The organism is Candidatus Poriferisodalis sp. (assembly GCF_965204195.1).
Lineage (GTDB): Bacteria > Actinomycetota > Acidimicrobiia > Acidimicrobiales > Poriferisodalaceae > Poriferisodalis.
This window is the reverse complement of sequence record NZ_OZ241975.1, coordinates 3,356,692-3,378,515: the sequence shown is the minus strand read 5'-3', so window position 1 is coordinate 3,378,515 and position 21,824 is coordinate 3,356,692. Positions and strand designations below refer to the sequence as shown.

At 67.5% G+C, this 21,824-nt stretch carries 30 protein-coding genes; 11 read left to right on the top strand and 19 right to left on the bottom strand.

Features of this window, described 5'->3' with window-relative positions; genetic code table 11:
- Window positions 1–399 precede the first annotated feature (399 nt).
- The 4 genes from ACOGI8_RS15180 (at window position 400) to ACOGI8_RS15165 (ending at window position 2,380) form a co-directional block, all read left to right on the top strand.
- Window positions 400–1,194, top strand: coding sequence for a DUF5131 family protein (locus ACOGI8_RS15180; RefSeq protein WP_419854636.1), 795 nt, complete (start codon window positions 400–402; stop codon window positions 1,192–1,194).
- Complete coding sequence (locus ACOGI8_RS15175) at window positions 1,191–1,538, top strand: hypothetical protein (RefSeq protein WP_419854635.1); 348 nt, start codon at window positions 1,191–1,193, stop codon at window positions 1,536–1,538. The genes ACOGI8_RS15180 and ACOGI8_RS15175 overlap by 4 nt, the downstream gene beginning before the upstream one ends.
- A gap of 185 nt (window positions 1,539–1,723) precedes the next feature.
- A complete protein-coding gene (locus ACOGI8_RS15170; protein WP_419854634.1) occupies window positions 1,724–2,047 on the top strand; it encodes a type II toxin-antitoxin system RelE/ParE family toxin in 324 nt (107 codons plus the stop codon).
- 12 nt (window positions 2,048–2,059) lie between these two features.
- Window positions 2,060–2,380: a helix-turn-helix domain-containing protein gene (locus ACOGI8_RS15165; protein ID WP_419854633.1), complete on the top strand. Its 321-nt coding sequence runs from the start codon at window positions 2,060–2,062 to the stop codon at window positions 2,378–2,380.
- A 120-nt stretch (window positions 2,381–2,500) separates the two neighbouring features.
- On the opposite strand, the gene ACOGI8_RS15160 is transcribed toward ACOGI8_RS15165, so the two are convergent.
- From ACOGI8_RS15160 to ACOGI8_RS15150, 3 genes are read right to left on the bottom strand one after another with little or no spacing between them, the layout of a single operon-like run.
- The gene (locus ACOGI8_RS15160; RefSeq protein ID WP_419854632.1) at window positions 2,501–2,764 is read right to left on the bottom strand and encodes an antitoxin Xre/MbcA/ParS toxin-binding domain-containing protein; all 264 of its coding nucleotides are present in this window, start codon (window positions 2,762–2,764) and stop codon (window positions 2,501–2,503) included.
- Between the two features lies 1 nt (window position 2,765).
- A complete protein-coding gene (locus tag ACOGI8_RS15155) occupies window positions 2,766–3,140 on the bottom strand; it encodes a helix-turn-helix domain-containing protein (RefSeq protein ID WP_419854631.1) in 375 nt (124 codons plus the stop codon).
- On the bottom strand, window positions 3,137–3,340 hold the full coding sequence (locus ACOGI8_RS15150; protein WP_419854630.1) for a type II toxin-antitoxin system HicA family toxin: 204 nt from the start codon (window positions 3,338–3,340) through the stop codon (window positions 3,137–3,139). Before ACOGI8_RS15150 ends, ACOGI8_RS15155 begins: the two co-directional genes overlap by 4 nt.
- A 334-nt stretch (window positions 3,341–3,674) precedes the next feature.
- Between ACOGI8_RS15150 and ACOGI8_RS15145 the strand changes: the two genes are divergently transcribed.
- The 3 genes from ACOGI8_RS15145 to ACOGI8_RS15135 all read left to right on the top strand — a co-directional run bounded on the left by ACOGI8_RS15145 (window position 3,675) and on the right by ACOGI8_RS15135 (window position 4,954).
- Entirely contained in the window at window positions 3,675–4,265 is a 591-nt protein-coding gene (locus ACOGI8_RS15145; protein WP_419854629.1) for an ArsR family transcriptional regulator, read from the top strand.
- Window positions 4,266–4,364: 99 nt separating this feature from the next.
- A complete protein-coding gene (locus ACOGI8_RS15140; RefSeq protein WP_419854628.1) occupies window positions 4,365–4,598 on the top strand; it encodes a CopG family ribbon-helix-helix protein in 234 nt (77 codons plus the stop codon).
- Entirely contained in the window at window positions 4,595–4,954 is a 360-nt protein-coding gene (locus ACOGI8_RS15135; RefSeq protein ID WP_419854627.1) for a type II toxin-antitoxin system PemK/MazF family toxin, read from the top strand. Before ACOGI8_RS15140 ends, ACOGI8_RS15135 begins: the two co-directional genes overlap by 4 nt.
- Window positions 4,955–5,010: 56 nt before the next feature.
- Here ACOGI8_RS15135 and ACOGI8_RS15130 read toward each other — a convergent pair whose 3' ends face one another.
- The 4 genes from ACOGI8_RS15130 to ACOGI8_RS15115 are packed head-to-tail and all read right to left on the bottom strand — an operon-like array spanning window position 5,011 to window position 7,422.
- Window positions 5,011–5,739 carry an ABC transporter permease gene (locus ACOGI8_RS15130; RefSeq protein ID WP_419854626.1) on the bottom strand — a complete coding sequence of 243 codons (729 nt, stop codon included), beginning with the start codon at window positions 5,737–5,739 and terminating at the stop codon, window positions 5,011–5,013.
- Complete coding sequence (locus ACOGI8_RS15125) at window positions 5,732–6,664, bottom strand: ABC transporter ATP-binding protein (protein ID WP_419854625.1); 933 nt, start codon at window positions 6,662–6,664, stop codon at window positions 5,732–5,734. Before ACOGI8_RS15125 ends, ACOGI8_RS15130 begins: the two co-directional genes overlap by 8 nt.
- A 55-nt stretch (window positions 6,665–6,719) precedes the next feature.
- Window positions 6,720–7,268 (bottom strand): DUF1697 domain-containing protein, encoded by a 549-nt coding sequence (locus ACOGI8_RS15120; protein WP_419854624.1) that lies wholly within the window; start codon window positions 7,266–7,268, stop codon window positions 6,720–6,722.
- Between the two features lie 10 nt (window positions 7,269–7,278).
- Window positions 7,279–7,422 (bottom strand): hypothetical protein, encoded by a 144-nt coding sequence (locus ACOGI8_RS15115; protein WP_419854623.1) that lies wholly within the window; start codon window positions 7,420–7,422, stop codon window positions 7,279–7,281.
- Between the two features lie 346 nt (window positions 7,423–7,768).
- On the opposite strand from ACOGI8_RS15115, the gene ACOGI8_RS15110 reads away from it, so the two are divergent.
- Window positions 7,769–9,445, top strand: coding sequence for an HNH endonuclease signature motif containing protein (locus ACOGI8_RS15110; RefSeq protein ID WP_419854622.1), 1,677 nt, complete (start codon window positions 7,769–7,771; stop codon window positions 9,443–9,445).
- A gap of 272 nt (window positions 9,446–9,717) precedes the next feature.
- The gene (locus ACOGI8_RS15105) at window positions 9,718–10,344 is read left to right on the top strand and encodes an MSMEG_1061 family FMN-dependent PPOX-type flavoprotein (protein WP_419854621.1); all 627 of its coding nucleotides are present in this window, start codon (window positions 9,718–9,720) and stop codon (window positions 10,342–10,344) included.
- Between the two features lie 201 nt (window positions 10,345–10,545).
- Here ACOGI8_RS15105 and ACOGI8_RS15100 read toward each other — a convergent pair whose 3' ends face one another.
- The 3 genes from ACOGI8_RS15100 to ACOGI8_RS15090 form a co-directional block, all read right to left on the bottom strand.
- Window positions 10,546–11,304, bottom strand: a complete 759-nt coding sequence (locus ACOGI8_RS15100) for an SDR family oxidoreductase (RefSeq protein WP_419854620.1) — start codon at window positions 11,302–11,304, stop codon at window positions 10,546–10,548.
- A 114-nt stretch (window positions 11,305–11,418) separates the two neighbouring features.
- A complete protein-coding gene (locus ACOGI8_RS15095) occupies window positions 11,419–11,604 on the bottom strand; it encodes a hypothetical protein (RefSeq protein WP_419854619.1) in 186 nt (61 codons plus the stop codon).
- A gap of 51 nt (window positions 11,605–11,655) precedes the next feature.
- The gene (locus ACOGI8_RS15090) at window positions 11,656–12,099 is read right to left on the bottom strand and encodes a VOC family protein (RefSeq protein WP_419856419.1); all 444 of its coding nucleotides are present in this window, start codon (window positions 12,097–12,099) and stop codon (window positions 11,656–11,658) included.
- A 158-nt stretch (window positions 12,100–12,257) separates the two neighbouring features.
- Between ACOGI8_RS15090 and ACOGI8_RS15085 the strand changes: the two genes are divergently transcribed.
- The gene (locus ACOGI8_RS15085; protein ID WP_419854618.1) at window positions 12,258–12,626 is read left to right on the top strand and encodes a hypothetical protein; all 369 of its coding nucleotides are present in this window, start codon (window positions 12,258–12,260) and stop codon (window positions 12,624–12,626) included.
- A 10-nt stretch (window positions 12,627–12,636) separates the two neighbouring features.
- Here ACOGI8_RS15085 and ACOGI8_RS15080 read toward each other — a convergent pair whose 3' ends face one another.
- Genes ACOGI8_RS15080 through ACOGI8_RS15070 form a run of 3 tightly spaced genes read right to left on the bottom strand, consistent with a single transcriptional unit; the run spans window position 12,637 to window position 15,820 of the window.
- Complete coding sequence (locus ACOGI8_RS15080) at window positions 12,637–14,280, bottom strand: FAD-dependent monooxygenase (RefSeq protein WP_419854617.1); 1,644 nt, start codon at window positions 14,278–14,280, stop codon at window positions 12,637–12,639.
- Between the two features lie 18 nt (window positions 14,281–14,298).
- Window positions 14,299–14,868, bottom strand: coding sequence for an NADPH-dependent FMN reductase (locus ACOGI8_RS15075; protein WP_419854616.1), 570 nt, complete (start codon window positions 14,866–14,868; stop codon window positions 14,299–14,301).
- 1 nt (window position 14,869) lies between these two features.
- Window positions 14,870–15,820 carry an alpha/beta fold hydrolase gene (locus tag ACOGI8_RS15070; protein ID WP_419854615.1) on the bottom strand — a complete coding sequence of 317 codons (951 nt, stop codon included), beginning with the start codon at window positions 15,818–15,820 and terminating at the stop codon, window positions 14,870–14,872.
- 195 nt (window positions 15,821–16,015) lie between these two features.
- Between ACOGI8_RS15070 and ACOGI8_RS15065 the strand changes: the two genes are divergently transcribed.
- Complete coding sequence (locus ACOGI8_RS15065; protein WP_419854614.1) at window positions 16,016–16,417, top strand: VOC family protein; 402 nt, start codon at window positions 16,016–16,018, stop codon at window positions 16,415–16,417.
- Window position 16,418: 1 nt separating this feature from the next.
- On the opposite strand, the gene ACOGI8_RS15060 is transcribed toward ACOGI8_RS15065, so the two are convergent.
- From ACOGI8_RS15060 to ACOGI8_RS15035, 6 genes are all read right to left on the bottom strand, one after another.
- Window positions 16,419–17,396: a DUF1295 domain-containing protein gene (locus ACOGI8_RS15060; RefSeq protein ID WP_419854613.1), complete on the bottom strand. Its 978-nt coding sequence runs from the start codon at window positions 17,394–17,396 to the stop codon at window positions 16,419–16,421.
- A gap of 94 nt (window positions 17,397–17,490) precedes the next feature.
- On the bottom strand, window positions 17,491–18,393 hold the full coding sequence (locus tag ACOGI8_RS15055; RefSeq protein ID WP_419854612.1) for an SH3 domain-containing protein: 903 nt from the start codon (window positions 18,391–18,393) through the stop codon (window positions 17,491–17,493).
- Window positions 18,394–18,398: 5 nt separating this feature from the next.
- On the bottom strand, window positions 18,399–18,860 hold the full coding sequence (locus tag ACOGI8_RS15050) for an FxsA family protein (protein WP_419854611.1): 462 nt from the start codon (window positions 18,858–18,860) through the stop codon (window positions 18,399–18,401).
- 61 nt (window positions 18,861–18,921) lie between these two features.
- Window positions 18,922–20,304: a serpin family protein gene (locus ACOGI8_RS15045; RefSeq protein WP_419854610.1), complete on the bottom strand. Its 1,383-nt coding sequence runs from the start codon at window positions 20,302–20,304 to the stop codon at window positions 18,922–18,924.
- A gap of 134 nt (window positions 20,305–20,438) precedes the next feature.
- Window positions 20,439–21,107, bottom strand: coding sequence for a 3-oxoacid CoA-transferase subunit B (locus tag ACOGI8_RS15040; protein ID WP_419854609.1), 669 nt, complete (start codon window positions 21,105–21,107; stop codon window positions 20,439–20,441).
- Window positions 21,104–21,814, bottom strand: coding sequence for a 3-oxoacid CoA-transferase subunit A (locus ACOGI8_RS15035; protein ID WP_419854608.1), 711 nt, complete (start codon window positions 21,812–21,814; stop codon window positions 21,104–21,106). The genes ACOGI8_RS15040 and ACOGI8_RS15035 overlap by 4 nt, the downstream gene beginning before the upstream one ends.
- Window positions 21,815–21,824 lie beyond the last annotated feature (10 nt).

Below are 21,824 nucleotides of genomic sequence, written 5' to 3'. Positions count from 1 at the left end.
TAACCCCGGTCCGACGGCCCCGGCTTCGGCCGGGGCTGTTTAGCGTCTGGGCGCAGGTTGCCAGCGTCAACGCGACGGTCGGACTCGTGCCGATCATGCTGCGTTGTCGACCCCCACCCCTACGCTGGTGCGTAGGGGTGGGGGTGGACAATTTGATTTGGTCCGCACCACACCCAACGATCACGGCGCGGCAGACACGGCTAGGCATGGCTCGGCTCGATCAAGTTAGGCATGGCTCGGCACGGCAGGCGTGGCAAGACGTGGATTGGCGTGGCAAGGCATCGCACCGATTCGTAGACACGACCTAGCTGTTGCGCGTCGCGCGTGTCGGATCGATTGTCCTGAGCTGACGAAGCTGACGGCTTCCTGACAGTGACACCCCGTCTCTACGGTTGGGGCGTGGCTGACAGGTCGGGGATCGAGTGGACCGAGGCGACGTGGAATCCGACCACGGGCTGCGATCGGGTGTCGCCGGGCTGCGATCGCTGCTATGCGCAGACGCTGGCCAAGCGGCTCAAGGCGATGGGGTCGCCGAAGTACCAGAACGACGGCGACCCGTCGACGAGCGGGCCGGGCTTCGGGCTCACGTTGCATCGCTCGTCACTCGATGTGCCTCGACGCTGGAGCGCACCCCGCCTCGTGTTCGTGGACTCGATGAGCGATCTCTTTCACGACGACGTGCCGTCGGGGTTCATCGCGCAGGTCTTCGAGGTGATCCGCGAGACGCCCCAGCACACCTACCAGGTGCTCACCAAGCGAGCGCAGCGGCTGAGCCGGATCGCACCTGAGCTCGACTGGCCGCCGAACCTGTGGATGGGCGTGAGCGTCGAGACTCGCCGGTACGGGTTCCGCATCGACCACCTGCGCCAGGTTCCCGCAGCGGTGAGGTTCGTCAGCGCCGAGCCGCTGCTCGGCCCGCTCGGCGAGCTCGATCTTGCGGGCATCGATTGGGTGATCGCCGGCGGCGAGTCCGGTGCCGGCGCCCGGCCCATGGAGCTGGACTGGGTCACCGAGCTGCGCGACGCCTGCATCTCGGCCGGCGTCGCGTTCTTCTTCAAGCAGTGGGGAGGCCGCACGCCCAAGGCCGGCGGCCGCGAACTCGAGGGCAAGCTGTGGGACGAGCTGCCGGTTCGACTGCCGCGGGAACCAGTGCAGATCGTGAGATTTCGACCCGCAAATACAATGAGTTCATGACCGGCCGTCTCGAGACCGATACGCGCGAAGCGAAGCGCCGTCCGCTTGGGCGGATGCCAGTCGCGATCCCCGCAGACGTAGGCGATCGGTCGCTGCCCAAGGCAAAGGGCACGGTGAGGCTCCCAGATCATGTCGCGTGGAGCCCGCCGTATGTCTATGACTTGGAAGATCGTCAACAGCGCTGCCGGGCCTACGCCAGGGTCATGACCGAGGGTCTCGAAGCCGACGTGCGGTACTTCGTCGACGTCGACGCTCTCGTCGACATGTGGGATGAGATCTACCTGGCACCCCACGTGCGGGAGCGGTGGCGTGCCTGGCTCACCGAGCACGGACAACTGACCTAGCTGCGTAGTGCTCACCGATCCGGCGCCGAGGCCATCGGCCGAACGCCACGTCCTACGGTCGCCTTCGGGCGGCCGCAGTTGCGCACTAGGTGACGTGCGACAGCTGCTTCGACGCGACGATTTGAGTTCGCGCATCGCCAAAACTACTTTGGTGGCATTATCGCAATAGTGCGATTATCCTGTGCGTGGCAGATGTCGAGATCCACGACGAGGTAGTGGGGTGGCTCAATCAGCTCAGCGAATCCGACTGGCACCGCGTCGTCGTGATCATCGACCGGCTGGCAGATCTGGGTGCCATGGCCCGCATGCCGTTGTCGCGAAGTCTCGGCGGCGGCCTATTCGAGCTTCGCTTCACACTCGGTCCGACATCCCGACGTATCACGTATCGATTCACGGCGGACGGTCGGGTGGTGCTCCTGACGACGTTTCGCAAGCAGCGTGGCAACGAGCGCATCGAGATCGCTCGGGCGCGTCGCGTTGCAGCGGACTGCGCACGCAGCGATCCGTGATGGAGTCGAGCTGTGGCTAATCGATCTCGCTGGGAGGATGTCAAGGCTGGCCGAGGCGGGCCTTCCGCGTCGACGCGCGCAGTCGTCGAGCAGGATCTTGCGTTGGGTCAGCTCATCCATGATCTGCGAGTGCAGGCGGGCCTGAGCCAGCGCGAGCTGGCAGAGCGCATGGGTACGACCCAATCGGTGATCTCACGCCTTGAGGAAGGCGGGGGAGCACGCAACCGGATCGACACGCTTGCCCGAGTTGCGTCCGGACTCAATCGGCACCTCGTGCTGTCGTTCCCGGCGGAACTGCCGAGCCGGCTCCACGACGCCGTCCAGGTCGCCTGAGTCGCCCGGTTCCCCATGGCTTCAGCCACCGATGCCTCCGGTACGATGAGCGCACCCCACCGGGGCGCGTAACCCCGGTCCAACGGCCCCGACTTCGGTCGGGGCTGTTTAGCGTCCTAGTTAGGACGTGACGCCCTCCGCCAGCGCATGCAGCAGATCGATCACGCGTTGGTGCTCGCCGGAGGCGATGACGTCCAGCGGTGTTCGGTCGCCGAGGCCCGGGTTGGGAGATCGCAGCCACGGCCTAACGGCGTCATCACTGATGACCGTGCGGGCGAGATCGATCACCGCTTGCAGCTCCTGCAGCTGGCCCTCGGTCTCCGAGTGGGGAGTTGTCGGCTGCGTCCGCCAGTGAGCGACGCCGCGGGCGTTCGTGCCGCTCACGTCAGCCGGCGACGAGTTGTTGGACCCGCTGGTGCGACACGCCGAGGAGCCGGGCGGCATCACGGCGCGAGACGCCGGCCTCGGTGAGTCGTAGCGCGGCGGCGCGCTGGCGGGCCAGGTAGATCTCGTGCGCCTCCAGCGCCTGGTCGCGCAGGCGTGCGAGTTCGTCGACATCGACGTCGGCGACACAGATGCGCTCGTCGAGCTCCACTGCGGATTCGGGGACATCGGCCGTGACGGCGATGGCCTCGCGGGCGTTCGTCGCCGCTTCATCGAGGTTCCGGCCGAAGGTGTGGACGTCGGTCATGGCCTCGATGTCCACGAGCCAGGCATCGTCGCCTGGGTCTCGCCGGTAGGTCACCGTATAGCTGGTCATCGCCTCAACCATCCTTTCCCGAGGCACCGTTCAAGCTGGCGCTCGATGGAGCGCAGGGTGCCCACTGCAATGTCGCGCCCTGCATGTACCGGCACGGTTGCCAAGCATTCGCCACAGCGCAGTCGCACGTGTGAGCCTCGCTGTCGCAGCACTTCGCAACCAAGACGGCGCAACGTGCGCAACAGCTCGTCTCCCGTCACGTGTCAACCACACTAGACAGACTAGTTTGTTGCCGATCGCGCAGGGCGAGAATTCAAACCTTGAGTCAAGCCGTGACGTCTCCCGGGAGCGCAGCGAACAGGAGGACTCTGCTGATGCCGAGCACCAAGAAGTTCAGCGAACTGCGAGACCAGGCGCGGCGCGATCCCGAGCGAGCCCAGCGAATCGACGAAGCCAAGCTGAGAGCGCTCTCGGAGTTGCGTCTAAACGAATCGTTGACGTCCCCGCGGCACAGGGCGTAGCGCAAGCAGGGGATCGATGAGACCAATCGTCACGTCTCAGCATTTTCTTTAAATGAAATGAGCTTCTCTGGATATGGGAAAGACTGAGGCACCGAAGTTGTTGCCGTTGCTGCGGTCGCGCCAGCAGGGCGAGATTCTTGCTCTACTGCTCGGCGATCCCGAGCTCGAAGCCAGTGTCACGGACATCGCAGCCATGGCGGGTGTTCCGATCAGCTCCGTGCACCGTGAGATCGAGCGGGCCGAAGCGGCCGGAATCGTCACGAGCCGCAGGATCGGCAATGTCCGGCTCGTGCGAGCCGACACCGAAAGTCCCTACTACCGGGGACTCGCCGACGTGCTGGTCAAGGCGTTCGGCCCGCCGCAAGTGCTCGCTGAGGTTCTTGAGGACATCGACGGCATCGAGGCCGCGTACATCTTTGGCTCATGGGCAGCTCGCTGGTCTGGCGAGGGAACGAAACGTCCCGTCGCCGATATCGATGTCCTCGTGCTCGGCGTGCCTGATCGCGACCGGCTCTACGAAGCGCTCTCCGTCGCCGAGAAACGACTCGGTCGCCAGGTCGAGGATGCCATTCGCCCGGCCGACTGGATCGCCGAAGGCACCGACAGCTTCCACGCAACCGTCGTCAGCCGGCCTTTGGTGCCGATCGCCCTCCGTCAGGACTGAACGGCTTCAGGGCGTCTGCTGCGCCGATCTGCTTCGACCCGTCGACAGCGGCCTTCGCCCGCGAGATGAGCGGTGGTATGACTTGGTTATACTGCGGGCATGAAGATCGCCGTTTCGATTCCGGACGATGTGTTTCGGGCAGGGGAGGAATTGGCGGCGCGTGAGCGCTGCTCGCGCTCAAGCCTGTATGCGGAGGCGCTGCGGCGTCTGCTGGCCGAGGCTGGGCGGCAGGAGGTCACGGCCAAGCTCAATGCCGTGTACGAGGCCGAGCGCTCCGATCTCGGGGCCGGCCTTCGTGAGGCGCAGGCTCGGGCGCTGTCAGGCCGCCGGTGATTCAGCGGCGCGATGTCTGCTGGGTGGACTTCGGCGAGCCGGCCGGTTCGGAACCGGGCTACCGGCACCCGCTGGTGGTGGTCTCCGATGACAGCTTCAACCGCAGCCGCATAGCGACGGTTGTCGGGGTGGTGGTGACAAGCAATCTGCAGCTGCTCGACGCGCCCGGCAACGTGAGCCTGCCCGCCGCCGAAGCGGGCCTGCCCCACGACTCGGTGGCCAACGTGTCCCAGGTGGTCACCATCGACAAGGCAGAACTGTCCGAAGCGGTCGGCGCCGTCGGCCCGGCCACCATGGAGCGCATCGACGACGGTCTCCGACTGGCGCTCGGTCTGTCCAGCCCACTGCGCCGCTGAGGCTGCTCAGCCTGCTGAGCCTGCTGAGCCTGCTGAGGCTGCTGAGGCGGGATCGGTCACCCGGCGAGGCCCTCTTTCGGCTTGTGGGCTCGGAATTGCCACAGGGTGATGGCGGTGAACAGCGCCGCGAACCCGACCAGCATGGCGATGGCGCGGCCGAAGCCCTGCTCGCCGTTGAGCACGCTGCGGTAGGCGTCGATCACCCAGTACACAGGGCTGGCCGGGGCGATGGCCTGCACCCAGCCCGGCAGCGCTGCGATCTTGGCGATCGCCCCGCCGGCGCCTGCGATCGCCATGGTGCCGAGCATCGAGGCGGCGTTGAGCTGCGACATGGTCCGGCACAGCGACGTCAATGCGATCGCCAGGGCGACGTACATCGCCGCGCAGACCAACGCCGTGATGACGAGCTGGGCCGCACCGCCGGGCACATCGAGGCTGAACACGGCGATGCCGATGGCCACCATGATGAGCTGCTGGGCGGCGGTGACGGCCAGCATCGGGATGGCGTTGCCGGCGACGAGCTCGATCGTGCGCACCGGGGCGACGCGGAGCCGGTCCCAGGTGCCCCAGCCGTGCTCTCGGAAGAACGAGAACCCCATCGAACCGGTACCCATGAGGGCGAACAGCGAGGCCAGGGCGGGCACCGAGTGAGCCGGCCCGCCGATGAGCGCGTCGGTAACGAAGAACAGCAGCACGCCCGGCATGCCGATCAGCACGAACAACGGGAACGGGTCGCGCTGCAGCAGGCGCAGTTCGTTGCGGGCGATGAGGAGGGTGCTAACCATCGGCGCTGCTGCTGTCGTCGCCGGTATTGCTGTCGGCTTCGGTGCTGGCGTTGCCCGTGCCGGCGTTGCCCGTGCCCGCCCCGTCGGCGTCGCTGCTATCGATGACCCGCTCGTAGAGGCGGCGGACCGACGGCCGCTCCACCACCACTTCTGCGATCTGGTCCTGATCGACGGAGTTGATCGCCGCCATGAGGTCACGGTCGTCGAATGACACTGTGTCGCCGTTGCCGAGCCGGATGATCGTGGCCGGGTCGGGGTCGGTGGCGAGCAGATCCCCGAGCGGACCGGCCGCAACCCGCCGGCCATGGTCGATGATCACCAGCGAATCGCACGCCTCGTCGGCTTCCTCGAGGTAGTGGGTGCTGAAGATGACCGCAGTGCCTTGGGTCGCGAGTCGTCGGATGGCGTCGATCACCCGCCGTCGCGCCGAGACGTCGAGGCCCGCCGTCGGCTCGTCGACCAGCAGCAGCGTGGGCTCATGGATCACGGCTGATGCCAGGTGCACGAGCTTCGCCTGCCCCACGCTGAGGTCGTTCACCCGGCGGCCGGTCAGCGAGTCGAGGTCGAACAGGTCGATGATCTTCGCCACCGCCTCGGCGAGCGCCCGGCCTCGCAGTCCGTACAGGCCACCGAAGTAGGCCAGGTTCTCTGAAACACGCAGCGACAGGTACAGCGCGGTGCGCTGGGCCGCATAGCCGACCATGGCGCTGACCGTCTTCGACTTCGGCGCCAGCCCGTCGATGGCGATGCGACCGGCGGCGGGCTCCAGCAGGCCGACGATGCAGCCCATCGTGGTGGTCTTGCCGGCGCCGTTGGGTCCCAGCAGCCCGAGCGTTTCGCCTGGCGCCACCGAGAACGACAGATCGTCGACGGCGGTGATCGAGCCGTATCGCTTGGTCAGCGATTCGACCTCCAGCAGCGTCACGGCCGACATTCTGGCCGTCCGCGGTGGTCGGCCGACATTGCGCGGGGCTGGCTGGCTAGAGCTTGGCTGCGATGCGTTCGAGCGTGTTCCAGTTGCGGGCGGTGGCGGTCACGCCGAAGTGGCGCTCGAGATGTGCGTACGTCAGGTGGAGCGCCTTGATGCCCTCGGGGGCCCAGACGTATGCCTCTGAGCCTTCGACGTGCACGACTTCTGGGCTGTGGTCGACTTCGGTGAGTTCGCGCACGGCCTCGGGGCTCGGTTCGTCCGACAGGAAGTTGACGAGGTAGCGCGACCCGTCATCGGCGATGTGCCTGAGTGGGTTGCGTTCGAGGATGGCCTCGATCTCGGCGGCGGTGCGGGCCACGCAAGGCACGTGGACGTCGAATTCGTCGGCCAGCAGTTGCTGGACTGATGCGGCCACGGCGGCGGGGCCAGTGGCATCGTCGGGCTGATCAGCGGTGACGATGATGTTGCCGCTCTGCAGGATCGTGATGGGGTCGGTGTAGCCGGCCTCGGCCAGCTTGGGGCGCAGCTCGGCCATGGGCACCCGGTTGTGCCCGCCCACGTTGATGCCTTTGGGCAGCACGACGCAGCGGGTGGTCATGGCTGGCGGCTCACTCGGCCTCGCCGGCGAGGCGATCGAGGATGCGGCGGTGGCGCTGCATGGAGGCAGCGAGGCGTTCTAGGAACTGGTCGTCGGCGGTCGGGCGGCGAGCCTCGGCGCGTCGCTCGCGGTTGTTGTGAGTTGCTCCGGCCATGAGGGAACGGTAGGGCGCCGGCGGCGTCAGGGCCGCCCGATTTTGAGCCGTGCTGCCCTTCGGCCATCGGCTGCCGTGACTTCCGTTGCACGACGCCGGTCGCTCAGCGGTCGATGTCCGCTGGCTGCAGGTGTCTGTCACTCCCCCCTTCTACGTTGGCCGTCATGACCGCCGTCGTCGGAAGCTGATCAGCTGCCGCACGGCGCAGTCCCGCTGGTGGCCGCCGTGGGTCATGCTCAGCGTCCGCGGTGACGGCCATCACCCCCGTCGCACGAAACCGGCTGCTCAGCGGTCGACGTCGGCTGGCTGCAGGCGTCTGTCACACCCCGTTCTTACGGTGGCGGCCATGACCTCGGTTGCACGACGCTTGCCAGCTGGTGCCCCGCACAGCATGGGCGGGCGCCCTGCGGGGAAGGCCTGCCTGGCGGAGATGCGTGCGCGGTTGGCGCTGCGGTGCGGCGGCGTAGATGGCGGCGAGGGCGCCGCTGCTGTGGTTCGAGGCGCTATCGATGCTGCGGTGGGGCCGCTGGCTGGTGCTGGTCCATTGGTGGATGCGGTGGCGGTTCGGTCTGTGGGCGATGAGGATTTGGTGTGGTGCGCGCAGGCGGTGCAGCGCGCCATCAACGTGCTGGAGGGGTCACGTAGCGCGCTGGCTGCCGAAGCGGTACGGCGTCGGCTGCATGCGCGCCGCGGGGAGGCATCGGGGGCAGAAACGCTGGTGAATGCCACCGCGGTCAGCAGTGCGCTGGCGCGTCGGATCGAACGCGACGCGCAAGCCTTGGACGCCCAGCCGCCGGTGGCCGATGCGCTGGGGCGCGGCGACATCAACTCCGATCAAGCCGCGATGGTGGCCGCAGCGGAAGTGCCCGACGACGTGCGGCGCGAGCTGTGCAAGCAGGCGAGGAGCCAGACGGCTGATCAAACACGGCAGACCGTGCGTGCCGCGGAGGCAGCGTGGCGCCGGGAGAACGACGCGCAGCGGCGGGCTCGCCAGCGCGCCGCGAGGTCGGCATCGATGTGGGTCGACTCGCACGACGGCATGTGGCACTTGCGTGCGAAGCTCGATGCGCTGACCGGCGATGCCGTCAACCGCCTGTTGGTGGCCGCGATCGAGCGGAACTGGCGCAGCGACAAGGACCTTCCTGAATCCCAGCGGCGCAGCGTCCCCCAGCGCGCCGCCGACGCGCTCGCATGGCTGCTCACCGCCGCCAGTGCTCAGAGCGCTGATTGCGCGGAAGAAGGTGACGCGAGTTCCAGGAGCACCGGCAGCGCGGGACCAGCGCAGGGCGCGGACTCCGCTCCCGGTGACGCTTCGAGCCCCAGCTGGGCAGGGCATGCAGGTTCTGCGGCTCGAGATGCTGTGTCGGCCCCAGGTGATCTCGAAGCGGCACCCGCAGCCCCCGATAGGTCAACTGTCGCTGGCGTGGGCTCGGGTGACGACGGCTGGGTGGTGCCGAGTCCGACGCAGATGATCGTGCTCACCACCCTGGACAACCTGCGCGGCAGTTCTCCGCACAGCGCAACCGATCCCGAGTGCACATGCGCGGCGTCGAGACCTGCGAAGGATCTGCTGGCGGTTCCGGGCGCTGCGGCGACTACCGAGACTGGCACTGTGCTGGGCGCGGCCGATCTGCGCAGGATCGCCTGCGACACTCAGGTCATACCGGTCGTGATGGGCGGCCCTGGCGAGGTGCTCGACGTGGGTCGTGCGAAACGCACCATCCCCGCAGCGATTCGCCGGGCGCTGATCGCCCGCGACCAAGGCTGCGTGTGGCCCGGCTGCAACCGGGCGCCGATCCACTGCGAAGGGCACCACATCGAGCACTGGCTCGACGACGGCCCCACCAGCTTGGTGAATCTGGCGTTGCTGTGCCACAGCCACCACCAGCGGCTGCACGAGTACAACCTGGTGCTGCACCCGCCGACGGCGCCGGCACCGCCCGGCGAGGGCTGGACAGTCATACCCGCCCCGCCCCGCAAACCCCGCACCCCGGTCAGAGACCACGTCCGGCAGAACTGCTGAGCTGTGGAACGCCTGCCCGGTCACCTACCGAACACGCGCAGCTCTCGGGCGCTGCTGCGACCCGTCAGACGGCCGCAGCCTGTTCGAGGCGTTTCTTGCAAGGGTCGCGACGCGACAGCGGGGCGGCGGGTCGGAGAACGGGCGCGAGAACACGCATGGCTATAGCCGCGAGTGTCCGCAGCAGGACCGCGATTCGGCGAAGCGCCGAAGGATCGAAGGCCCACCAAAGTGACCTCTGAGCGGCAAGACTGCGGCCGGCGAAGGGACGGGCGATGAACGGACGGGTCAGCGACACTACGGCACTGCGGGAGATCTACCGCCAGCCATCCAAGCTGGTGGCCAACAAGAACGTGCCGGCGATCGATGCTGAGTCGGCCCGGTTCCTGGCGTTGTCGCCGCTGTGCGTGCTGGCGACCCATGGCCCGGGCGGGACCGATGCGTCGCCCCGAGGCGGGCCTCCCGGATTCGCCCAGGTGCTCGATGACGGCACACGCTTGGCTTTCGGCGACCTCGCCGGCAACAACCGGCTCGACTCGTACACCAACTTTCTGGACAACCCCCAAGTGGGTCTCATCTTCTTCGTGCCCGGGAGCGACCACACCGTGCGGGTGAACGGCACTGCATCGCTCACAACCGATCCGGATATCTGCGCGGCGACAGCAGTGGGGGATCGGGTGCCCAAGACGGCCGTGGTCGTTGATGTCGACGAGTGCTTTCTCCACTGCGGGAAGGCGCTGATACGCGCCAACCTCTGGGACACCTCGACGTGGCCGGTTAGCGAGGTGCCCACGGCGGGCGAGATTCTCGCCTCCCAGCATGAGCTGCAGGCCGAGCCAAGCGCTATCGACCAAGACCTTGAAGCGGGCTACGAAGCCACGCTGTGGTCCGACGCTGGTTGATCGCCAGGGCCGCTTCTCCGCAGACGGGTCTCGCGGGCACGGCCGCTCCGGTCGCAAGCCTCGATTCCCGCACCTGCGTCGTGAACCCATCGAGAACGCCGTCCCGGTCGTGCATGCTCAGGACGGCGCTGCTCGCTGCCCTTGCTTCCCCCGTGCGCTCATCGATTCCTGGTGGGGCGATCGGATTGTCGGCCGGGTTCGTCAGGGTGCGACGGTGCGAAGGGTTTCGGTGTTGCCGTCCACGCTGAGGACTTGGCCCGATACGTAGCGGGCGGCGTCCGAGAGCAGCCAGCAACTGGCCTCGCCGATGTCGTTGCCGGCGACGAGCGTGTGCATCGACACCTGTGCGGTGTAGCCGGCCTTGATCTCCTCGGCAGTGCTGCCAGTGGCGGTTGCCTCTCGCTGGATCACGCCGTCCATGCGGGGGCCCTCGGTGGTGCCGGGGCAGACGGCGTTGACCCGGATGCCGCGCTCGCCGAGTTCCATGGCCCACGTCTTGGTGAGGCCCACCACTGCCCACTTCGACGCGGCGTAGGGGCTCCGCAGCGGGTAGCCGAAGATGCCGGCCGTCGAGACGATGTTGACAATCGAGCCGCCCGCACCTAGCAGCGGCACCGCCGCCGCAGTGTAGCGGAATGTGCTGCCCACGTTCACCTGCACACAGTGATCGAACGCTGCCGGATCGAGGTCTTCGACGCGGCCCGTGGGGCCGGCGATGCCGACGTTGTTGACCAGTCCGTCGATACCGCCCATCTGCTCGACGGCGGCCGCGAACAGATGGGCCACGTCAGCCTCGTTGGCGACGTCGTAGTGCCGGTCAACATCGGTGTCCCGGTCGATGTCCACACCGAACACCTCGGACCCATAGCCACGAGCGGTTTCCGCAATGGCAGCACCGATCCCGGCCCCGGCTCCGGTCACCACGATGCGCTTGCCCTCCAAGCGTTGATCTGCCGACATGTCGGGGACGCTAGGGCCAACTAGATGCTCCGAAGGCCGCCACAGCGGCAGTCCGAGCTCGGATGTCGAGGCTGGTCTCAGTGGCGGTAGTCGGCGCGCCCTAGCGCGGGGTCGTCAATCTGAGGCTTCGAGCATCCATCGGAAAGCAAACCGAGCCATGACGAGCACTGCTGCACCGGTCAAGAACATGGCCAGTGCCAATGCAGGGCGATCACCGATCATTGTCGCGGCGACAGCGATCGGCACAATGGCGCCGACCAGCATGAGCAGGGTCGTCCAGAAACGAAAGGACGCTGACACAGGAAAACAGTAACTCTTGGGGCGGGACACTCCGTCCCCACACGGCTGCCTCTACGGGGCCGCGATATAACCGATAGCCGGGTCGTACGGCTGAGTCGACGGTCCCTTGAGTTCAACGGTGTTGCCGTCGGGATCTTTCACATACATCGACGGTCCGCGCCCGTCGGCACCCCAGTTGTTGTACAGGCGGCCAGCTTCGATGCCGTGGTCAGCGAAGTGCCGGCGCAGATCGGCTTCGTCGAACGGCTCGATCCGTACGCAGAAGTGGTCCACGTTGTGCGCCGTCGGTCCCGGAGGCGGGCCGCCCTCTCTCCCGAGCACACCCGCCACATCGACCAAGTCAATGATGCAATCGCCGGCCCGCAGCTGGTACAGGCCGATCTCGTCATTGATGTGCTCGACCGTGCAGCCCAGCACCGAGGTGTAGAATGCCATGCTGCGTTCGACATCGGCGACTCGCAGCACGATGTGGTCGAGCGACTTCAGACGGAACACCTGGCGACCTTCCGTGGGCCTGCCGACGAGCAGAACACCGCCAACGAGAGTATTCGGGCTCACCGGCGGACGTTGCCGCGAGCGAGCGCCGTAGCATCGAAGCGAGGACCTCCCGCCCGGTCGTCCAAGATCGGGCACTCACCGAGAGCGCACGTGTCATGAAGAGCATCTGGCGAGCTATTCGCAACGCCCTCGTCAGCTTCGCCAACTTCTTCTACTTGCTCGTTCGCATGCCCCTCCGGGGACCGCGAGTGCCGCAGAGCCACACGGGAATGGCCCGCGAAGCCATGCACGTGTCTCGCCGCGGTTCGGGGACCACCGCGTCCGACCGGTTTCTTGCGACTGAGATCTCCAAGGGACACCAGATCAAGCTGCATGGCGATCCTGGCTCAGCGCGCCCTGTGGCCAGCTATGGAGGACGGCCGCCGATGTACAAACGGCGGTCAGGCCTGATCACGATCGTTCTGTTCGTGATGACCCTCGCCGCAATCATCGGTTGGGTCCTGGAGGCCAGCGGACGCTGGTGAGGTAAGCCTGCTACCGCATCAGCAGCGCATCGAGTGCGACCAACGCGTTCGCCACGCTTGAGGTCCATGCAGAGCCCGGGTCGCGCCAGGCGACGTGACCGTCGGGCCGCACGAGCACGGCGCCGTGCGCGCTGATGCCGTGAGCTTCGGCCAGCCGGCCCCCGGGATCCGCAAGATCAGCCCCAAGCCGGAACACGCGCAGCATCGGATGAGCGGCGGGCGCGTCTTCAGCGGTGCCCCCGGCTGCAGCGCCGCACAGCAGCACGAACCGCGTGTCGTACAAGTCCAGGGTTGACGTCGCACCGTCGAATCGGATCGGCACATGCGGCGCCCGATGTCCTGGACGAGCGGTCGGCGCGTAGTCCGACACAGGGTCGTCCACCTGCGGGGGGTCGCTGCCGTCGGGAATCAGGCATCCTTCGTCGTAGTGCAGCCCGAGGTCCATGCCGAGCCAGTTGCCGTACCGCGCCGAGGCCCAGATGGCCTCGCGCTTCTGCTCGACGGTCGCCGTTCCCGACTCGATCAGCCGCCGGATGCGCCCCACGCTGCGTGAATTGTCACGGGAGCGGTCGGCGTTGTACTGAGCGATCGGTGCCCGCTCGGCCTCGTAGGTGTCCAGCAGCCCCTCTGCGGCATGGCCGCCGGCCACCGCAGCGAACTTCCACGCCAGGTTGTGGGCGTCCTGGATCGCCGTGTTCATGCCGAAGCCGCCCGTCGGCGGCAGCTGGTGCGCCGCATCGCCGATCAGGAACACCCGCCCGTCCCGGAAGCGCTCAGCCACCGTCGAGGACATGACCCACGGGATCACATCGGTGACCCGCAGTTCGAAGTCCCCGGGCAAGTCCGGCCCGATCGACCGCCGGATCCAATCCGTCGCCACGTCGGTGCTGAAGTCCTCCGCCCGGTGCGTCGACGGGTCGTAGTTGATCTGGCACAGCCACCGGTCGTCGGTGTCGATCTTCTGGAACACGTTGCGGGCCGGGCTCGTCGTCCAGTACAGGGCGGCGGGGCGATGGTCGGTCCACGGGCCCAGGTCGGCGTAGAACTGGCAGTTGATCATCGTGCCGAAGCTGGCGATGCCGTCCATCTCGATGTCGAGGCTGCGCCGCACCTTCGAACTGGCACCGTCGGCACCCACCAGCCAGCGCGCCGTCAGATGCCGGGTGCCCGATGGGCCGCTCAGCACGGCTGTGACCCGCTCACCGTCCTGGGTCACCTCGACCAGCTCGGTGTCCCAGCGAACTTGCACCTGCGGCAGGTCCCCCAAGCGGCGTAGCAGGATCTCCTCGATCCGGTCCTGCGAGGTCAGCAGCCACGGCGCCGGCGACAGCTCGACGCCGTCCACAACGGGCTGCACCCCCGTCGTCACCCGGCCGATCTCGGTGCCCGCCAGCGTCTCGCAGTACACAAACTGCTCCGTCCACGGCAACGGCAGGCTCGCGGCCTCGATGTCGTCCAGCACACCCCACTGCCGCATCAGCTCCGCAGTCCGCACGTTGACCGACCGGGCCCGGGGATGGGGGTTCACGCCGCCGCGACGTTCCACGACGATCGCGTCGAGTCCGAAGCGCGCCAGCAGGATCGCCATCGAAAGCCCAGCCGGCCCCGCACCCACGACGAGCACCGTCGTATCGGTGTCGGCTGCGGTGGTCAAGGCAGTGACCCCGGAGATCTAGCTCGGTGAAACCGTGGCCAGGGTGGCGAGAGCGGCACGCAGCTCGGCATCGAGCGCGGCGTCAGACACGGCTCCCACTTCGGCGTCGAAGTTCTCGCCGAACCGTGGGATCGCCAGGCTGGCGAGCACCTCGTTGCCGAAGTAGCTCGCGAGATGGCCGGCGGTTCGCAGCACGAACCCGCCCCCGCCGCCGCCGGGCGACGTCGACAGCATCACGATCGGCTTGTCGTGGTAGACGCGCATGTCGATGCGTGACGCCCAGTCGAAGACGTTCTTGAACGCAACCGTGTACGAACCGTTGTGCTCGGCGAACGAGATCAGCAGCGCATCGGCAGCGCCGATCGTGTCGTAGAAGTCGTGAGCCTGTCGCGGGATGCCGCCGGCCTCCTGCCGGTCGAGGCTGTAGATCGGCATCTCGAAATCGTTCAGGTCGAGCGTGGTGATCTCGAGCGCAGCGGCGTCCACGCCGTCAATCTCCCCGCCTCGCAGCAGTCCAAGCGCGTAGTCGACGAGTTGCCGATTGATCGACTGGCTGCTGTTGGATGCGGCAAAGGCCAGGAGCTTCATGTCATGCACCGCCTACGCCGCGCGCCACGGCATGCGCAGTGTGGCTGATGATGGCATCGATGATGACGGGCCACAGCGGCTCGGGCAGGTCGTGACCCATGTCGCCGAGCAGCAGCAGGTGCGCGCCCGGCACCAGTTCAGCAGTGCGTTCGCCGCCGTTGGGCAGGATGAGCGTGTCGTCCCGCCCGTGAATCACCAGCGTCGGCACGTCCAGCTGCCCGAGTGCTTCGGTGCGGGGCGCCGAGCCTCGAACGGCCGCCATCTGCCGGGGGAGTCCCTCGGGGTAGAACATGCGGTCGAACGCAACGGCCAGGAAACCGGCCATCGCATCGGCGTCGTAGTGGCGGCGGCTGGACCAGATCTTCGATGACGCCACGCCGTTGGCGATGAACTCGTCCCGGTCGACCGGCGGCGGAGCGGTCAGCGCTTCGAGCGCCTCGGGGGCCGCCTCGAAGTACCCCCGTTCACCGGTCGTCGACATGATCGAGGTCATCGACAGCACCCGTTCGGGATGGTCGATCGCCATCTGCTGCACGATCATCCCGCCCATCGACACCCCGGCGATGTGCGCGGCCCCGATCCCGAGATGGTCGAGCAGTCCGATGCCGTCGTCGCCGAAGTCCGACAGCGTGTAGGGCACCGGCGGCACCGGCCCGCCCGCCAGCGCAGCCTTGGTGACCGCCACGACATCCACCTCCACACCGTCCAGGTGTGTCGACAGGCCGACGTCGCGGTTGTCGAAGCTGACGACGAACCGACCCCGTTCTGCAAGCTGCTCGCGGAAGCCCGCCCGCCAGCCGAGGATCTGAGACGAGTACCCGTTCACCAACAGCAGCGCTGGATCGGCCGGATCGCCGTGAGTCTCGTAGTAAAGCCGAATCTCTGACGTTTCGCATTGCTCGCCCGAGTCAGGATCGGACGAATCAAACGTGTTGACGGTCGCATACGGCATCTTGGGTGCTGCTCCTGGTGGCGGCGCGGCTGGCGCTGCGCTTCCAGCGCCGAAGAGTCTGCCGCAAGAACCGCCCGTTGGGGCCAATCGCGTCACTCCGCCACGTCGTCGGTAGCCGGCCAGCGCACTGCAGGTCATAGACATGTCCGGCGGCGTCCTTTCGTTCGAACGATGCGGCGCTCTATCGTTCGAGCCATGCGGCGCATGCACATCGGACTGCAGGTTGACGACCTCGACGAGTCGATCGAGTTCTATTCCCGGCTGTTCGGCTGCGAGCCCACGCTGCGGCGCCCCGACTACGCCAAGTGGATGCTGGACGACCCCCGGGTCAACTTCTCGCTCGACGTTCACGGCGACGGGCAGCCCGGCTCGGCCCACTACGGCATCCAAGTCGAGTCGCCCGAAGAGCTGGCGGCGATGCGCGACCACATCGACGCGGCCGACCTGCCCCGCGCCGATCAGGACGACCTGGTGTGCGGCTACCAGCTGCAGCACAAGTCGTGGGTCACCGACCCCAACGGCCTGTGGTGGGAGGCGTTCTTCACCGAGGGTGTCGTCGACGGGGGCTACGGCACCGCCGAGATGCCCGATCCGTGAGCTACAGATACGCCGCCCGTGACCGGCGGCGACGCGGGCTGAGCGGGTTCGGGACGAACATCGGCACCGCGGCCTGATACTGCCGGTACGTGGGGTACCTCGACGCCGAGATGCGCTCGGTCAGTCGCGTCGAGACGGCAAACAGCAGCAACAGAACCAGGCAGCCCCCTGCGGTCCAGTGCCACAGGTCTCCTGACGCCGAGATGGCGAACAGGTAGAAGACCAGCCACATGCCCTGTTCGGCTGTGCAGTTGGGGTGGCGGCACCAGCGAAACAGCCCCGTGTCCAGGAACGGCTTCGCCACCGGCTCGCCCGCCGCGATCCGCCGTTGCTTGTCCTGCTGGAAGCGCCACATCTGCTGGTCCGCAACGGTCTCGATCACCAGCAGCCCCACGAACGCCACGATTGCGACGTAGTCCAGCCAGCCCAGCGGCACGTCCGCGTGCAGCCATGCTTGGTGCACTGGCGACGTGAACCACCACACGAGAGCCATCTGGCCGTACGACACGAAGAGCACGTTGAATGTCTGGAAGCCCACCTCGCCGATCTGCCAGCCGAGAATTCTCCGCTGGCAGATCTGCTCTCGGAGGTAGCTCCAGCGGTAGTCCTCGCTGTCGGGCCGCCACCCGCCCCGGCGGATGAGGTTGAAGGTGAGCCGCGCTCCCCACGCGCACGCCAGCGCAGTCATCACGGCGACCCGGCCCGAGCCGAGTCCCACCTCGGCGAGCACGATCCCGCAGTACAGCGCCGGCACGATCGACCACAGCCGGTCGACCCACGAGGCGTCCTGCGTCACGATCGACGCCATCCAGCACAACGCTGCCAACGCAGCGCACGCACCCAGCGCCACGCCGTAGGGGGTCCCGACAAGCGGATGGTCGATGTCGGGATAGACGGTCGCGCCGAGCACCGCCGCCACCGCGCCGATGGCGACAACCCCTGCCAAGCCGGGCAGGCCGACGCGGATCCACGGTGTCATTCGTCAGCCCGAGTGACCCGAATGACCCGGATGATGGTTGCTCGATCAGCCGGAACGACTCGGGCTTCCGAGCAGCAGTGCTCCGAAGCGGAACTCAGTTGCAGAAGCCCTCTGCGCTCACGCCGCGCTCGATGTAGCACATCAACGTGCCCTCGACGTTGCGCAGCGTGTAGCCGTCGCCGCCTTCGCTTGCCTGGGCGAACACGCGCAGCCGCAGACCTCGCAATGAGTCGTCCGGCGATCCGACCACGTCCATCGTGATCCCCGAGACCACGCCCGCCACAGGCGCTTCCGAAATCCTGACCCGTGGCTCGGGTTCTTCGGGCGCCAGCGCGTTGGCCACGAGCCGGCCGAGGCCCGTCAGCGTCTCGGCGCTCGGAGAATCGCCCAGGATCGCGACGACTTGCGGCGTGATGTCGAACGTCGTCCCCAGCGGCGCCACGTACTCGCTGCTGACCCAGCCGACCGTCTCATCCGCCTGAACCTCGAGCCAGATCGTGCCTGACTGTGAGCGTGTGGTGCCGGTAGGCACGAGACCGGTGGCCTGCGAATCCAGCCGGCCGATCACTTGTCCCTCGGGAGCGCTGCGCAGATTCAAGTTGCTGTCGTGGCCGATGCCGACCACCGACAGCACCAGTGGGCCGGGCTCATCGGAGTCCATGTCGCCCTCGGCAGTCGTGGTCGCCGTGACGATCTGCTGTGCGGCGGCCGTCGTGGGTGTCGGCGGCAAGGTCTGAACGGTGCCCAGGGTGGTGGTAGTGCGCACCGTCGGCGTCGTCGGTACCGGTGCCGCTGTCGTCGCGGCCACGGTCGCGGTCTCGGCTGTTTGGGTGTCGCTGGCATCGTCGTCGTCGACGGCGAGCACCAGCGCCACGATCGCCACGGCCAGCGCCAGCAGCGAGATGCCGAGCGGGAGCCGATCTCGCATCGCGATGAGGCCATCACCGGGCGGACGACCGCCGTCTGGGGGACCTGGGAATTCAGTTGGATCAGTCATGCGTGTCAGTCGTCCGTTTCATTCGAGAAGCTGTCGGCGTCGAGGGTGGGCCCCGAACGGCGGTGTCCACCAGGTGCGCCCGGCCCGCCGGTCCAGCCGGCGGCCGTGATGCGTTTGGAATAGCGGCGCACCAGCACCGAGCGTACGGCTATACGGGTCGGCGGGAAGAGCAATACCAGGCCGACTGCGTCGGTCAGAAAGCCCGGCGTCAGCATGAGCGCGCCCGCAACCAGGATCAGCACCCCGTCGACCAGCTCGTTGCCGGGGAGCTCTCCCCGTTCGAGGCGGGTGCGAATCTGGTTCAGCACGCCGAGCCCGGATCGGCGCACCATCCACGCGCCCACAACCGAGACGGCCAGCAGCAGCAGGATCGTCTGGCCGACACCCAGCCCGCCGGCCACCTGCACGATCACGTAGAGCTCCACCAGCGGCACTGACACGAGCAGAAGAATCAGCACCGCCAGCACGTCGCCCACCATACGGCCGTCCGGCAAGCGCGCTCTGTCAGGCTCGCTCAGCGGCCCAGGTTCACGCGGCCGGATTGACGAGACGCCCGACGAAGAGGACGGCCTGTGTCTCTCGGTGGATGATCGCCCACAGGAACGGCCGATCGGCAACAACGGTGAGATCTGGCGGCGGGGGCATCGACTCGAGGAACGCCATGGCCGTTGCTGCCGCCGCTTCGGTGCCCTTCTCGTCGACGATCACCTTGGCGCTGTGCAGCGCGGAAGTGATGAAGATGCCAGGAGCGATGCCGTCGAAGCCGGCCCCGGCGCAGAACCCCTGCGGGCACAGCCACTCGAAGAGATCAGCCGGCGGCAGCGTCTGCTCCCACTTCGGCATCGTCAGCTTGACCGTGCCCGAACGAGCGATGCTGTCCAGCTCAGCCAGTGCGGCAGCGTCGAGCGATGCTTCGACGGCAGCGAGACCGTCGCGTTCGTGGGGGACGATGAGCCACATGGCCAAGTCGCGGCCGACATAGGGCAGTTCCACGGCATCGGCACCGTCCATCCGGACATAGCGGCGATCCTTCGCTCTGTGATCGCGCATGAACGGCACCGTCACCGTCTGGCCGGTGTCGGTGGTGAATTGGCCATCGCCGGTGAGGTCTGCCAGGAAGGGTTTCAGCCAGTCCGCCTTGAGATAGACGGTGTTCACCAGGATCAGTTGCTGACCTTGGACCGTGCGCTGGTCGACGATCATGGGGATGAGTCCGCGGGTGCGCCCGGACACCCAGTCGTTGATGACGCCAGCCGCCTCGTCGCCGTTGGCGGTGTCGACCGGCTGCATCGTCGCGCCGTAGTGCGCGGCGGCCGTCTCGAGGAACTCGGCCCGCGGCGAGAACCCGTCATCGGGGAAGAGGCGGTTGGCGACTTCCACGGTGTTCGGCTCAACCGATGCCTCAGCCAGCGATAGATCAACCGCGCTGGCGGCGCTGTGGCTGCCCTGCTCGGGGAACCCGAAGATCGCGTCGAGCGCCGCGGCGCTGCTGGCCGAGGCACCTGCCCGGCTCAGGCTGAACGCGACACCGATGCTCATCGGGCTCGACACGGCGTTGCCGTCGAGGTGCCGGTGGAAGTCCCATCCGGCTGCATTGACCCCGGCGACCCACTCAGCCGTCGGAGCATCAGGGTCGGCCGGCAAACGATTAGCGACCAGCTCGACAACTGTGGTGGCGGTGGGATCCGCAGCGGTAGCGCTGGCGACGGAAGCCGTCGCCGCGGGCGCGTCTGTTCCGCCGGCTGCGGGGCCAGTCGACCCGGGAGCCGCCGTATCGGCAGGGGCCATCGCCGCTGGCGCGCCTGCACCGTCTTGCCCGCCGCCGCCGGCCGCGGGGTCCGTGGTGTCCGTCGAGAAGCCGCACGCCGCCGCCACGAAGCAGAACAGCACCAGCGACGCGATCGGTCGCATCCGCACCCCGCTCACCTTACGGCCGGTCCCCGGCTGGTTGACCGCGGCTGCTGTCGCGCGCCCCTTCGGCAGTCGAACATAACGTCGACGCCTGCGAGGACCGTCTCGTCGCTGCCGGGCGCGGCGACCGAGCGCTAGTTGACGCCGCCGGGGCGTTCGTCCCGAAGCGGCGCGTCGGTGCGCGCCGCGACCTCGTCGAACGACCAACCGGGCGCAATCTCGATCACCGCAAAGCCCTCGGGAGTCACGTCGACCACAGCAAGATCGGTGTAGACGCGGCTCACCACCCCGGCGCCGGTTAGCGGGTACGAGCATTTCTCGACCAGCTTGGGCGTGCCGTCACGCGTGCAATGCGTGGTCATGACGCGCACGACCCGCACGCCCGACACGAGATCCATCGCTCCGCCGACGGCGGGAATGGCATCGGATTGACCCGTCGACCAGTTGGCGAGATCGCCGTTGGAGGCCACCTCCATGGCACCGAGGACGCACAGGTCCAGGTGCCCGCCTCGCACCATGGCGAAGCTGTCGGCGTGATGGAAGTAGGAGGCGCCGGGATTGGCCGTGACCGGCTTCTTGCCGGCATTGATGAGCTCGGGGTCAACAGCATCGGGCGCCGGCGCCGGCCCCATCCCCAGCAGGCCGTTCTCGGTATGCAGCACGATCTCGCGCCCCTCGGGCACGTACTGCGCGATCAACTCGGGCATGCCGATGCCGAGGTTCACATAGGAACCGTCGCCGATGTCCTGCGCGGCGCGCTCGGCAATCTGGTCTCGTGTCAGGCCCGACGGCGGCGTGCTCATGGGTAATGCGCTCCCTGGGCGACCAGGTCGAATTCTTGTGCAGGATCGGCGATGTGCACGACACGGTTGACGAAGATCCCCGGCGTGATTACCGTCTCGGGGTCGAGCGAACCCGGCGCATCCACCAATGCAGCCTGCACCACCGTCGTCCGTGCAGCCATGGCCATGATCGGCCCGAAGTTGCGGGCCGTCTTGTTGAACAGAAGATTGCCGTGCCAGTCGGCCGCGCCAGCCTTGATCAATGCCCAGTCGGCCCGCAGCGCGTGCTCGAGCACGTGCGGCACGCCGTCGAAGGACCGCTGCTCTTTGCCGTCGGCCAGCTCGGTCGCGGCTCCCGTCGGCGTGTAGAAGGCCGGGATGCCCGCCCCGCCGGCCCGGATGCGCTCGGCGAGCGTGCCCTGGGGGACCAGCTCGAGTTCGACGCGGCCAGCCCGGTACACGTCAGCGAAGACGGTCGAATTCGAGCTGCGCGGGTACGAGCCGATGATCTTCGCAACCTGGCCGCAGCGGATGAGCGCCGCCAGCCCGACCTGCCCGTTGCCGGCGTTGTTGGAGATGACTGTCAGGTCCGAGGCGCCTTGGTCGATCAGGGCGTGGACGAGCTCGATGGGGCTGCCGGCCTCGCCGAAACCGCCGATCATCACCGTCTCGCCGTCGGCGATCTCAGCAACGGCCTCCGCTGCGCTCGCAACCCGCTTGTCGATCATCGAGCCTGCC